Raw genomic sequence first — 14,195 nt, 5'->3', positions numbered from 1 at the left:
CAGCTATGAAAACAACAATTAAAAAATATATAGTAGGTGCTATGGTAGCGATGCTACCCATAGCGCTAAGCGCACAAACGCAAACAGAAAACCATATTGTTAATAAGGTCTATAAAAAAGCAACAACCACAGCAGTAATCACCAAAGATAAGGATAGTGTAGCCACGAGTATTACCTATTTTGATGGACTTGGGCGCCCGATTCAAAGTATAGCGGTACAGGCAGGAGGGATGCTTACCCATCGAAATGGACTGTTATACGATTGGAGTTTAGGGAATACAGGATCTACACCTTTTTACAATCAAAATGGAGATACCTCAGAAAATCAAATTGTCAATGGTACCACACCCTTTGGAGATACAGATCTATTATGGGAGTGTAAGGATGATAGTAACGGTAATAGTAGTGGAGACGGAGGGTGGAGCACCCAAGACATTTCTATTGATCATACCAAACCATACCGATATACAACTTGGGTTAAAAGAACAGGTAATCTCTCTGATGGAGGAGTATATCATGGTACTAAGAAGGTAAACAATTTAGATGGAACACCTAACCCCAATCCATATTTTTGGTACGGAGATTTACCTCAATTAGATACCTGGTATTTATTGGTAGGATATATTCATCCTTCAGATTATACGGGAGCAGATATAGGTATTAGTGGTGTGTATGACATTCAAGGAACTAAAGTCTTGGACGGTACCGAGTTTAAATGGGATACTACCACAAGTACAACCGCTCGCTTTAGAAACCTGATGTTTTATACAACAGATCCTAATACCCGGCAGTATTTTTGGAGCCCATTAGTGCAAAAAATAGATGGCAATGAGTTACCCTTCGATCAGGTGATTAATACACCTATTGTAGTTATTTCAGAAGAAACCGCTAATGACATTGTAACACTCATTGAATATGATACGTATGGTAGACAGCTTAAAGAATATTTACCCTACGCATCTGGATATACCGATGGAAGGATCAATAGCAATGCTATCCTAAAGAATCAGGAGTACTATCTTGCAAAACATGCGGCAGACTTTGTAGGAATAACAGATCCAACTCAGGTGAATTCCTACTCAGAAAAGACCTTGGAGAACTCTCCGCTTGGAAGAATCTTTGAACAGACGGCTCCTGGAAAGGATTGGAAAAAAGGAACGGGTACGATTACAGGTAAAGGCTATTCCGACGGGCATAGCATCCGTTTTGAATATGATACCAATACGGCTACAGAGGTAAAACTATATGATGTTTCTTTAAGCTTTGCCAATAACACCTATACGCCAACCTTAACTGGTGGTAGTGCCCACTATCCGTTGGGAGAACTAACAAAAACCGTAACCAAAGATGAAAACTGGGAGGTAGCAGATGGAGTGAATCATACCACCGAAGAGTTTAAAGATAAAAATGGACAAGTACTTCTAAAACGAACGTACAATAATAGCCAGCCCCATGATACCTATTATGTGTATGACGATTATGGAAATCTGACCTATGTATTACCTCCTAAAGCAGAAGGTAGCATCGGTATTCCAACAAGTACTGTACTGAGTGAGTTATGTTACCAGTACAAATACGATCACAGAAACCGATTGGTAGAGAAAAAGATTCCAGGAAAAGGATGGGAGTATATTGTGTATGATAAGTTGGATAGACCTGTAATGACTCAAGATGCAGTACAAGCAAGCAACAACGAATGGTTGTTTACAAAGTATGATATCTTGGGTAGAGTTGTATATACAGGTGTCTACGATCATGGGTCGACCAGTACAAGAACAGCCATGCAAAGTAGTTTTAGCAGTCAGAATGATGCAGTATTTGACCAGTATGAAACTAAGGTATCTTCAGGAACAGGTGTCGATAATAGTTATTACAGCAATGCTAATTTTCCTACGAGTAATGTAGAGCTCCTTACTGTGAACTATTATGATGATTATGTATTTGATTTGGCAGGAGGTACAGCTCCTGTGTCAGTCTATACCATTGCACCTACGACCAACACTAAAAGTTTGGCAACAGGGAGTAAGGTAAAAGTATTAGGTACAAGTAACTGGATCACAACAGTAAGTTATTACGACGAAAAAGCACGTCCGATCTATGTATATAGCAACAATACTTATTTAGGTGCTACGGATATCGTAGAAAGTAAGCTAGATGACTTTACTGGAAAAGTGCTAGAGACCAAAAGTACCCATCAAAAGACAGGAAATACGGATGTGGTAACGATCGATCGTTTTGAATACGATCATATGGATCGATTGATCTCTCAAACGCAAAAGATAAATACTAACCCTTCAGAGCGTTTAGTGCAGAACCATTACGATGAGTTGGGGCAATTAGAAAATAAATTGGTAGGAAACGGAACCCAGCAATCCGGTCATGAGGATGTAACCAGTGGCATAAACATTTCCGGGAACACAATAACCAAAACCAGTGCGGATGGTTGGAATGAAGGATTGGCTACACTAGGTACCATACAAAAAGATGGTTTTATTAGTTTTGAGATCACACAAACCAACATTCATTTTATGGTGGGGCTTTCGGCGAGTAATACAGATGCCAGTTATTCTTCTATAGACTATGCGATCTATAGTAATGCCAGAAATGTAAGTGTGTACGAAAAAGGAGTACATAAGGGTACGTTTGATAGGTATGCTATAGGAGATGTCTTTAAGGTACGACGTAGTCAGAATACCATTTATTATCTTTGGAACGATGAGGTATTCTATGTGTCTACAGTAAGCTCTTCGGATACATTGTTGGGAGACATAAGTATGTATACTCAAAACGGAAGCTTTACAAACTTGGAGTTAGTAGACAACAGTAAAGGGCTACAAAAAGTGGATTTTACCTATAATGTTCGAGGATGGTTAAAAAACATCAACAGTGATGCAGATAATGACAACGATTTGTTTAACTTTAACCTGAAGTACAATGATATTGCGGATGCTTCAAAAAAGTTGTTTAACGGAAATATCAGTCAGACACGTTGGAAAACGGCCAATGATAATAAAGAACGGTTTTATACCTACAATTATGATGCACTCAATAGAATTACTGAGGCAAACTATGATGCTATAGACAATACGGAAACCAATTGGTTTAGGGTGTTTGATATTTCATACGATAAGAACGGAAATTTGAATCTATTAAAAAGACATAAAAAAGGAAGTATGAACCAAAGCGTAGCATTGGATTACTTGTCGTATAGTTATGATGCAGGAAATAGGTTGGAAAAAGTAGATGAATTGATTCCTGGAGCAGGAAGTTTTGAAGATGGCTCCAATACAGGGAATGATTATTCTTATGATGTAAATGGAAATATGATCGCGGATAAGAACAAAGATATTACTAACATTGAATACAATCACTTAAATCTGCCTACCAAGGTGGTCTTTAACAATAACGATCCGTTGTTTTCTCAAAACCCAGAAGCCATTGAATATGTATATGACGCAACAGGGATGAAGTTAAAGAAGACGGTAAAAGACGGTGTTAAATTAGCTACTACTGACTATGCAGGTAATCATATCTATGAGAACGACGTTCTCCAATTCTTTAACCATGCAGAGGGGTATGTAAATGTACTTCCGCCGAAAACTCAAGGAGGTCCTATGGTATTCAGGTCAGTTTACCAATACAAAGATCATTTAGGAAATGTAAGACTTTCTTATGCAGATACCAATAATGATGGTGTTATTAGTACTGGGGCTGTAAGTACTGTTCATGAAAGTGATTTTGATGGTACTACCGATGTAACTCCATGGCGTAAGAGTTTTGGAGATGAGACTCTAGCAATAGACAATGATCGTTTAAAATGTACTATAGACCAAAATTTAAAGGGTACCTATATTAATATGAACCTGGAAGCAGGGAAAACCTATCAGGTAACCTATACGGTAGATTTAAGTGCTACTAATTTGGAGTTTATGGCCAATGTATATGGACCTACAGAGTTGTATAACAGTGGATATTTTACGCAAGGAGGCACTTTTACGTTTACATTTACAGCTGCGGCAACTGTTCAGTATAAGTTACGTTTTTATGGAAAAGATACTGCAGTGGCAAATGGAGTTACGTATAGTACTCCACAAGACTTTTATATAGACAATGTATCAGTATATGAGTTTGACGCTAGTACTACAGAAATAATAGAAGAATCTAATTACTATCCCTTTGGCTTAAAACATAAAGGATATAATAACGTAGTTTCTTCTAATGGGAATTCTGTGGCACAACGATGGAAATTTGGAGGGAAAGAATATAATGAAGAATTAGGATTAGATTGGTATGATATCTCTGCACGTAATTATGACCCTGCTATAGGACGTTGGATGAACTTAGATCCTCTCGCGGAAGAAATGAGAAGACACTCTCCTTATAATTATGCATTTAATAATCCTGTCTATTTTATAGATTATGATGGGATGGCTCCCTCTGGACCAGAAGATCCGAATAGACCAGTTAATGATAAAACAACGACTACATCGGGAAAAGTAAATTATAGTAAAACAGTTAACTATAGAGGTTATGGAGGTAGTTCATACAATCCTAAATATGTTAAGAATTGGGCAGGAGGAGGCTCATGGATGCACAGTCATACATATTTAACTGAAAACTCAAGTTTTGCTGGAACAAAAACAACTAATTATTCCACTACTAAATCAAAATTGTCTGGTTTTCAACAACTTCTTGTTAAAGAGGGAAGTGGTATGCCTAATCCAGTTGACTGGTCGGACTCGGCATCAAGATCTGTAGAGGATATTTCAGGACAATTTTATGATGCAGATGGGAATGAACTTGATAGTGCAGAAGGAGCATCTTCTTTAATTGTCACAGAGAATTCTGTTACTGAAAGTGTGGAGTTTGACGGACAACTTAATTTAAGTGAAACCGCAACAGTGGAAACAACAAAATCAGTTACAACTTATGGCATTAGGACTAATAAAGCAGGAAAGAAAGAGTTGATAAATGCTAAAAATGAATCTACTAGTACTATTAAAACAATAAATTTTGATGATGCCACAAAAGCCTTTAGAAAATATGCTCAAAGAAGGTTAAATAATAATCATCAACTATATGGAGAAACTAAAGAGGCATTTAAGAATAAAACTAGAGAAACACTAGATAAATTAAAAGATGATTAATTAAATAAAGTAAAAATGAAAAAAACACTATTGATTCTAAATTCATATTTTTTATTAAGTTTTATAAAATTGCTAATAATATTACTAATGTCTTTAGTGGTAAAAGGGTTTTGGGAAGAACAATTAAACATTGATAATTTTAATTTTCAATCGATTTCATCGCAGATGTTGATTATTAATATTTCTCCTTATTTGATAACTTTGTTATTTCTTCTTTTTTACAAAAGAAAAATAATGCTCAATCTTAAGGGATTTATAGCATTTTCGGCGATTGGTTTTGTTATTTTTTATTTTTTTGATTTCAGGCAAACCTTTTTCTTTATCCAAGACTATAAAAGCAAAATATATTTTAGCACATTATTAATGGGTGTGTTATTTTATTTAAATTTAAAATTTTTGAAAAAAATGAATAAAACCCGATAGCCCGATGGCGCGTTGCTTTGTACGAGATGTTTTTACAAAGGCGTGTCTCTCATAAGGGAATTAGTTAAAAACCCGATAGCGCGGATTTGTAACCCGATCGCTCGGACCTGTCTGCCGACAAGGCAGGTATGTTAGCGCGGATTTGTAATCCGTGCCATAAAAAAGATGGTTAAGTACTAAAAACCTAGTGTTTAAAGACACTAGGTTTTTTGTTATTTAGAATTTGTAGTATTTTAGCGGAAAATTGCAAATCAATTATTTTTATGTTTAAAGATATTTTTTCCTTTAAAGGAAGAATAAGAAGATTGGAATATGGATTGACATATCTTTTCTTAGCTATTCTATCTACTATCATTGATGGTATATTGGAATATTACAATTATCACTGGGCCTTTTCATTGTATAATATTCCTGTTTTTTGGGTGTCTATTGCACAAGGAGCGAAAAGATGTCATGATCGAGGAAATAGTGGTTGGTATCAGTTAATTCCATTCTATGTTTTTTGGATGTTATTTGCAAATAGTGACTATGGACCCAATGACTATGGACCAAATCCAAAAGGAGAAGGAAATGATGTCAATGAAATTTCAGAAATTGGAAAAGAATAAGTACGTATAATTTCGAATAAAGAAAAAAGTATGTCAGAATTAAACTTAGGAGCAATTTTTATAAGTAATAAGATTTTAGTTGAAAAAGAACTGCCTTGCTGGATGTACAGGGAGGAACCCGATGGCGCGGATTTGTAGTCCGTGCATAAAAAGAACTAAATTAAATTTTAGATGAAATAAGACCACTCTGTAATGGGGTGGTTTTGTTTTTAGTTGTATTTTAGAGATGTCACGGATTTCAATCTTGACTACCGTCAGATAAGTTCCGCGCCATCGGGAAATAAATATAGTATGAAAAAATTGTTGTATTTAGTAACACTGGTTTTAATCATTTCTTGTGCTAAGGAACCGGAAAAATGTGAATCATTTAAGCTCGGGGAATTTTATATGTTTTTCGATGGGGAAAGGAAATCGTATTATAAAATCGATCGCTCAGAAAATGAACAACTAGAGCTAGACACTAGAGGGAATAAAGTGTTTTATACGGTTGAATGGCTATCAAAATGTTCCTACGTTTTAAAATTTGACCCCGATAAAAATGAGCTAATTCCAGAAATGAAAATGATCAATGAAGATGGTGGACTTGTAATTGTGTTAGAGAATACCCCATCTAGGGAGAAGTGTATAAATTATACTTCGTATGTAAAGGACTATGAGGAATCAAGCAAGCGGACAGGTATGTTTTGTAAGGGAGATGATTAACAAGTCAATATTAACCATACGATACAATCGTTCGGGAGCGAGGGATAGTTCTTAAAAAAGCAAACTAAACACGGTCCCTTCTCCTTCTTTACTATGCACCAAAACACGCCCTTTATGTAAGAGCATGATCTGTTTACACAGGCTTAAACCAATACCGCTTCCGGCAGCTTTACTGGTAAAGAAAGGCACAAAGATGTTTTCCATGATCTCCTTGGAGATCCCTACACCATTGTCATAGATCTTAATAACCGTAGTATGATTTTGTGTCTGAGAAGCCAGCACTTTAATAAAAGGATCTTTTACATGTTGGCATGCATCTCGGGCATTTAAGATAAGGTTAATAAGTACCTGCTCAATAAGGTGTACATCGATATCTAGTTGTAAACGCTTAGAGGATACCGAAAAAGAGATGTCTATATTCTTGGCTTGTATCGAAGGTCCCATCAATAATTCTATATTCTGAAACAACTCCGTTACCTTAATCTTTTGAAGATTCAAATGGGTAACCTTACTTAAACTACGATAGGTATTGGCAAATTTTAAAAGCCCCTGACTTCTATTCTTAATGGTTTTAATACCTGAATTTAAGTCTTCCAGTTCCAAAGGATTGTCATTAGCAGCATCAATATGCAACTGAATATTTCGTTGTAAGGTGTCGGCTAAGGAAGAAATGGGTGCAATAGAATTCATGATCTCGTGTGTCATCACACTTAATAACTTCTTCCATGCTTCCGACTCGTTCTTGTTTAAGGTACTGTCTATGTTTTGTAGTACCACCAACTTAAAAGAATCTTCATTTACCTGAAAGATGGTGTCCGAGATCAATACTTTTAACTGCTCATTTTGCAAAGCAATACTAATAGAATTCGGTTGCTTATTATAAGTTTCAAAAATAGCATTGTACAAATCTGGTTTTCGTTTCTCTACAAAACGAATATTTTTAAACGAAGGAAAATCGATAATATCTTTAAACGATTGGTTCATCCAAAGCACATCGCCATTTTCTAGATTATAGGCTACAATACCAATATCTACCATCTCCAGGATCTTCTGAAGATATACATATTGCGCTTCGTTCTTTAAATTGATCTCTTTAATGGTCCTGTTCACTTCGTTAAAACCAGCATACAAAAACCGAATGTCCTTAGGTCCTCGGTCTTCCGGAAACCATCGAGAAAAATCACGGTATTTTACGGCTTCAAAGAAGTCATCTACAGCAACAAATCGTCGCTTGATGAAATTATACAGTTCTATAACCGAATAGAGTATGGCAAAACTAAGCAGTACGATGTAGGTCACCTTTTCCTGTTGGATGCAATAAAGCATGCCCAGAGCGAGTCCGATAAAAATAAAGGCTCGTAAAAAAAACTTGAGTATGTATCCTCTATAATCCATACTTCTCCAATCGTCTATACAAAGCAGCTCTGGTAATCCCTAATTCTTTGGCCGATTTAGAAATGTTGCCTTTGTTTTGTTCCAGTACTTTTAAAATGGTGTTTTTTTCAAGGTCGTCCAGATTGGTGGTTTGTGGAGTGACGGTCTCAACGGAACGTTCTATCGAAGAAAAAACCAAATCTTCTGGCTGCAACACATTTCCATCGCTCATAATTACTGCGCGTTCCAAAACATATTGTAACTCCCGAACATTACCTGGAAAATCATGACTTTTAAGCTTCTTAAGAAAGGAAGCATCGAACTCAAAAGGCTCTTTGCTATACTTTTCTTCATAGACAGACACGAAATATCTGGCGAGCAAAACAATGTCTGCATCACGCTGGCGCAACGGAGGAACGGTAATATCTACCGTATTGATTCGATAGATCAGATCCTTCCGAAATTTCTTCTCATCGGCGAGTGCTTGTGGCGCTACATTGGTGGCGCAAATCAATCGAATGTCTATAGGAACGGCGGTATTAGAACCGATAGGGGTAACCTGTCTGTTCTGCAATACGGTTAACAAACGTACCTGCTGCCCGATACTGATATTCCCAATCTCATCTAAAAATAAAGTTCCACCATTGGCCGTTTCAAAACGTCCCTTTCTATCTTCTCGCGCATCTGTAAAAGCCCCTTTTTTATAACCAAACAATTCACTTTCAAAAAGCGAAGCTGTTAAAGACCCAACATCTACTTTTACAAAAGGACGATCTCGTCTATGTGAATTATCGTGAAGGGCCTTCGCGATCAGGTCTTTTCCTGTTCCGTTTTCACCCAGGATCAGCACATTTGCATCAGTAGGACCTACTTTTTGGATCTTGGTAAAGACATCTTCCATAGCATCGCTATCGCCAATAATAGGTTGATTGCTCGCGGTAAGAGCATTTTTTTTCTTGGTTTTGGTTTGTTCCGATTTCACCAAAGTGGTAATGGTATTGATCACCTTTTCATTGTTCCAGGGCTTTACCAAAAAGTCGGAAGCTCCTTCTTTTAGGCCTCTAATAGCTAAATCGATATCCACATAAGCTGTCATTAAGATCACAGCGGTTTCCGGACTCGCTTTTTTGATCTTATTTAACCAAAAGATGCCTTCATTACCCGTATTTACGAGACCATTAAAGTTCATATCTAAAATGATCACATCAAATTTTTTGCTTTCGATCTGAAGGTTGATATTTCCGGGATTTTTTTCGGTAACGATCTCTTTTACCAAAGGTTTTAATAGTAAACGTAAGGCCGTAAGTACATCAGCATCGTCATCAATTACTAATATTTGCGCCTTTTTTAAAACCATAAATACAATATTACGATATTCTATGCAGGATGAAAAAAATAGACTGCACTAAAAACGAACCTCGAAAAAGTGTATCGATATCGGACATAAAGTGTATCAAAACCGAACACTTTTAAAAAATTGAAAACACATAAATAGCTGACAGTAAGACTGTTGTGTTTTTGGCATCATCTTGCCTATAGAGTAGGTGCACAAAAATATAGTGATGGACGTACAAATAGAGAAAAAGAGGTTTTCAAAAGGAAAAATTGCCACGGTGGGCGGGGCTATTCTTCTATTGATCTTTATCATTTATGTGATCATGAACACCGCTGGTGGTGCAAAGCTTACCGTGAATAAAGAGCGTTTGGGAATCAGTACGATATCCAGCGTCGTTTTTCAAGAGAACATTCCGGTAAGCGGAACGGTATTGCCTAGTACAACCATCTATTTAGATGCAGTAGAAGGGGGTCGTGTGGAGGAAAAATTTGTAGAAGACGGTGCTATGATGAAAAAAGGAGACCCTATTTTACGATTGTCAAATACAGATTTGGAGTTGAGTTTGGTCAATCAGGAGACGGCTGTTTATAACTTGTTAACGCAAATGCAGATCTCGCAAAATGCTGCAAGACAAAACACGATTAATAGATTGAATCAATATACGGATGTAGAAAACAATTTAATAGAAGCAAAAAGGCTCTATGAACTAAACAAAAAGCTATATGAAAAAGGCGCTGTGGGAAGACAAGATTATGAATCTTCATTAAACAATTACAACTACCAAAAGCAGCGAATGGAACTGACTAAAAAGATCTTAAAACAAGACTCTATTGCTACTAAACAAGAAATCGGGCAGGCAAAAAGCTCGTATCAGAGAACCCAAAACGCCTTAAAGTTGATGCGTAAAAAAGTAGAAGACCTCGTGGTAAGAGCTCCTATTGATGGACAACTTACTTCGTTAGATGCCGAAATAGGGCAATCTAAAACTAAAGGACAACGTTTGGGGCAGTTAGATGTAATTACTGTATTTAAAGTAAGAATAGAGGTAGACGAGTTTTATATCTCAAGAATTTATACTGGACAAAAAGGAACGTTTACATTGAATAATAAAACCTATAGTTTGGTAATTCGAAAAGTATTTACACAGGTAAACGGAGGGCGATTTCAGGTAGATATGCAGTTTGAAAACGACGTCCCGAAAGGAATTCGTCGAGGACAAAACTTGCAAATCCGTTTAGCTTTGAGTGCAGAAAAGCAGGCCTTGGTAGTAGACAAAGGAGGATTCTTCCAAAAAACAGGCGGTAATTGGATTTTCAAAGTGAGTGAAGATGGTAGCTCAGCGTATAAAGTAGATATCCAATTAGGAAGTCAGAACACACAATATTATGAGATTATAAGTGGATTAAATGCGGGAGACAAGGTGATTACCTCGAGTTATGATTCATACAACGATATAGAACAATTAATACTGAAATAAAAGCAATAAAAATACAGAGCAATGATACAGATTACAGATTTAGAAAAGTACTACAGAACCGATGAAGTGCAAACTATCGCATTAAACAAGTTGTCTTTTGAAGTAAAAAAAGGAGAGTTTGTAGCCATTATGGGACCTTCGGGATGTGGGAAATCAACCTTATTGAATATCCTTGGATTGTTAGATGATTCGGATGGAGGGAGTTTTAAATTCAATGGAGAAGAGGTTTCTGGATACAACGAAAGAAAACGGGCACAGCTTCGTAAACACAATGTAGGTTTTGTGTTCCAGAGCTTTAATCTGATCGATGAGCTTACCGTTTTTGAAAATGTAGAATTACCCCTGATCTATACAGGTGTAAAATCATCAGAACGTAAACGTCGTGTAGAAGAAGTATTAGAGAAAATGCAAATTATGCACAGGCGAAATCATTTTCCACAACAATTGTCGGGAGGACAGCAACAAAGAGTTGCTGTAGCAAGAGCGGTGGTAAATAAGCCAAAATTGATCCTGGCAGATGAACCTACGGGAAATCTGGATAGTACCAACGGAAACGAAGTAATGGACTTGTTAATCGACCTGAATGATACTGGTACCACCATCATAATGGTAACACATAGTGAGCATGATGCGAAATACAGTCATAGAATTATTAGAATGTTGGATGGTCAGAAAGTAACCGAAAACGTTTTGGTGTAAATAGAGATTCCTAGCACAGTAAAATTGAAAATATGATCAATACACATTTTAAAATAGGTTTTAGAAACATCTTAAAAAACCGGGGCTTTTTTGCGTTAAACGCAGGAGGTTTAATTGTTGGATTAACGGCTGTGCTTTTAATTAGCTTGTGGGTAGGTAGTGAGTTAAACTACAATAAATCCGTAACCAATTATAATAGCGTTGCCGCTATCATGCAAAAGCAAACGATTGCAGGCGAAGTGAAAACATATACAGGCTTACCCATGCAATTATCGCCTGTGCTTAGAAAAGAATACGGGAATCACTTTAAGCATATAGCTATGAGCTCAAGGATCCGAAATTACAATATAAAGTACAATGGCGATATGCAAATGGTCAGAGGAAGATTTGCGGAACCTGATTATGCACAGATACTCGATTTAAAAATGATTGTTGGGAGTAGAGATGCATTGCAAGATATTTCTTCTGTACTGATTTCCGAAAGTACTTCGAAAAATATATTTGGGAACGAAGACCCTATGGGGAAGGCGATCAAAATTAATTCCACTATGGATGTAAAAGTAGCAGGAGTTTATGAGGATTTACCCCAAAACTCTTCGTTTAGAAATGTCAAGTTTATTGCACCCTGGGATTTGCTAAAAAAGAGTGCAAATTATGAAAAAAGACTAGGATGGGGGAACTACTGGTTTCAGGTGTATGTGCAATTAAATGATGAACATTCTCTAGAGAATGCTGCTACAGCAATTAAAGACGTTTTTAATGAGAATTATATAAATAAAAGTAAAGAAAGAGATTACCAGTTATTTCTTTTCCCACTGTCTAAATGGCATCTATATTCAAAATTTGAAAATGGTGTAAGCGTTGGGGGAAGAATTGAATATGTAAGAATATTCAGTATTATTGGGATTTTTATTTTGCTCTTGGCCTGTATCAATTTTATGAACTTGAGCACGGCAAATGCCCTAAAAAGAAGTAAAGAAGTGGGCGTAAGAAAAACACTAGGCTCTTCTCGTAAGCAATTGATCTTTCAATTTTTTACAGAGTCGTTTATGATTATCTTATTTTCTTTCGTTGTTGCTCTTGTCTTTACTTTCTTATTACTTCCTCAATACAATACAATTACTCTTAAAGACATTGTAATTCCTTTTGGAGAACCTTCATTTTGGTTGGTTTGCTTTTTATTGTTAGGTGTTACAGCAGTTTTGAGCAGCCTATACCCATCCATTTACCTTTCGGCATTCAATCCAGTTACCGTATTAAAAGGGTTAAGTAGTAATAATAAAACAGCAGTGAACTTAAGAAAAGTACTCATTGTAGTGCAGTTTGCTATTTCCGGGATACTTATTATGGGTACGCTAACCGTTATCGAACAAATTGATCACGCAAAAAACAGACCCATAGGGTTTAATAAAGATTTACTGGTAAGTGTTCCAATGAACAATAACAAAGTACTGCAAAGTTTTGATGTGATCAAAAGCGAGTTGTTAGAATCAACGTTTATCAATCAGGTAACAGCTTCGGATGTAAAAATTACTGCAGCGTATACTACAAATGGAGGGAGTTTTGAATGGAAAAACAAAGACCCAAAGTTACGCCCAGAGTTTTATACCATTCGAGCTACGCTTGGGTTTGGAAAAATGGTGGATTGGAAAGTTCTGCAAGGACGAGATTTTTCAGCAAAGTTTCCGAGTGATACACTAGCATTTTTAGTGAATGAAACGGCAGTTAAATATATGGGCCTAGAAAATCCCGTTGGAGAGTATGTAAGATGGGGAGATAATGGTAATTATAAAATCGTAGGGGTTGTTAAAGATATGGTAACCCGATCGCCTTTCGACCCCATAACACCTTCTTTATTTATTCTTCATAACGGAAGATTTTTAAACTATGTAAATATAAAAATAGCGTCAAATAACACTGGAGCAGTAGAAGGAGCAATGGACAAAATTAAGACAGTCTTTCAAAAGCATGACCCTGGAAATATATTTAGATATAGCTTCATGGATGAAGAGTACGAACGCAAGTTTAATGCAGAAAGACGTATTGCCAAATTGGTTGGATGGTTTTCTTTAGTAGCCATTTTTATAAGCTGTTTAGGCGTTTTAGGTCTTTCAACATATATGGCCATACAACGAAGAAAAGAAATTGGCATCCGAAAAGTTTTAGGGGCCTCTGTGAGTACGATTTGGCAATTACTTTCTAAACAGTTCGTGATCTTGATTTTAATTTCTTTGGTTATTGCGCTGCCCATAGGATATTACTTTTCATCACAATGGTTACTAGAGTATAGTTATCGCATTCAAATAGGCTTCTGGATCTTTGCGCTATCGAGCGGGTTCATTCTAATTGTTACCCTACTTACAGTAAGCTATCAAGCTATAAAATCGGCAACATCCAATCCAGTAAACTCAATAAGAACGGAATAAAAA

The 14,195-nt window shown here is 36.5% G+C and carries 9 protein-coding genes; 7 read left to right on the top strand and 2 right to left on the bottom strand.

The features are described from left to right. Positions 1 to 5 precede the first annotated feature (5 nt). From RQM59_RS02595 to RQM59_RS02580, 4 genes are all read left to right on the top strand, one after another. Positions 6 to 5,147, top strand: a complete 5,142-nt coding sequence (locus RQM59_RS02595) for a DUF6443 domain-containing protein (protein WP_349240499.1) — start codon at positions 6 to 8, stop codon at positions 5,145 to 5,147. Between the two features lie 15 nt (positions 5,148 to 5,162). Further along, on the top strand, positions 5,163 to 5,570 hold the full coding sequence (locus RQM59_RS02590; protein WP_349240498.1) for a hypothetical protein: 408 nt from the start codon (positions 5,163 to 5,165) through the stop codon (positions 5,568 to 5,570). Between the two features lie 263 nt (positions 5,571 to 5,833). Next, positions 5,834 to 6,178 carry a DUF805 domain-containing protein gene (locus RQM59_RS02585; protein ID WP_349240497.1) on the top strand — a complete coding sequence of 115 codons (345 nt, stop codon included), beginning with the start codon at positions 5,834 to 5,836 and terminating at the stop codon, positions 6,176 to 6,178. A 291-nt stretch (positions 6,179 to 6,469) separates the two neighbouring features. Further along, positions 6,470 to 6,880 (top strand): hypothetical protein, encoded by a 411-nt coding sequence (locus RQM59_RS02580; RefSeq protein WP_349240496.1) that lies wholly within the window; start codon positions 6,470 to 6,472, stop codon positions 6,878 to 6,880. A gap of 51 nt (positions 6,881 to 6,931) precedes the next feature. Here the strand turns inward: RQM59_RS02580 and RQM59_RS02575 are convergent, their stop codons facing one another. Together RQM59_RS02575 and RQM59_RS02570 are read right to left on the bottom strand one after the other, a co-directional pair. Next, positions 6,932 to 8,206 (bottom strand): sensor histidine kinase, encoded by a 1,275-nt coding sequence (locus RQM59_RS02575; protein ID WP_349240495.1) that lies wholly within the window; start codon positions 8,204 to 8,206, stop codon positions 6,932 to 6,934. A 58-nt stretch (positions 8,207 to 8,264) separates the two neighbouring features. Beyond that, complete coding sequence (locus RQM59_RS02570; protein ID WP_349240494.1) at positions 8,265 to 9,611, bottom strand: sigma-54-dependent transcriptional regulator; 1,347 nt, start codon at positions 9,609 to 9,611, stop codon at positions 8,265 to 8,267. 205 nt (positions 9,612 to 9,816) lie between these two features. Here RQM59_RS02570 and RQM59_RS02565 point away from each other — a divergent pair, with 205 nt between their 5' ends. From RQM59_RS02565 to RQM59_RS02555, 3 genes are read left to right on the top strand one after another with little or no spacing between them, the layout of a single operon-like run. Next, the gene (locus RQM59_RS02565; RefSeq protein WP_349240493.1) at positions 9,817 to 11,067 is read left to right on the top strand and encodes an efflux RND transporter periplasmic adaptor subunit; all 1,251 of its coding nucleotides are present in this window, start codon (positions 9,817 to 9,819) and stop codon (positions 11,065 to 11,067) included. A 21-nt stretch (positions 11,068 to 11,088) separates the two neighbouring features. Next, on the top strand, positions 11,089 to 11,766 hold the full coding sequence (locus tag RQM59_RS02560; RefSeq protein WP_349240492.1) for an ABC transporter ATP-binding protein: 678 nt from the start codon (positions 11,089 to 11,091) through the stop codon (positions 11,764 to 11,766). A gap of 32 nt (positions 11,767 to 11,798) precedes the next feature. Beyond that, positions 11,799 to 14,192: an ABC transporter permease gene (locus tag RQM59_RS02555; RefSeq protein WP_349240491.1), complete on the top strand. Its 2,394-nt coding sequence runs from the start codon at positions 11,799 to 11,801 to the stop codon at positions 14,190 to 14,192. Positions 14,193 to 14,195 lie beyond the last annotated feature (3 nt).

This window comes from Asprobacillus argus (assembly GCF_032248395.1).
In the GTDB taxonomy this organism is placed as follows: Bacteria; Bacteroidota; Bacteroidia; order Flavobacteriales; family Flavobacteriaceae; genus Polaribacter; species Polaribacter argus.
The sequence above is the reverse complement of the archived record's forward strand: the minus strand, read 5'-3'. Positions and strand labels throughout refer to the sequence as shown.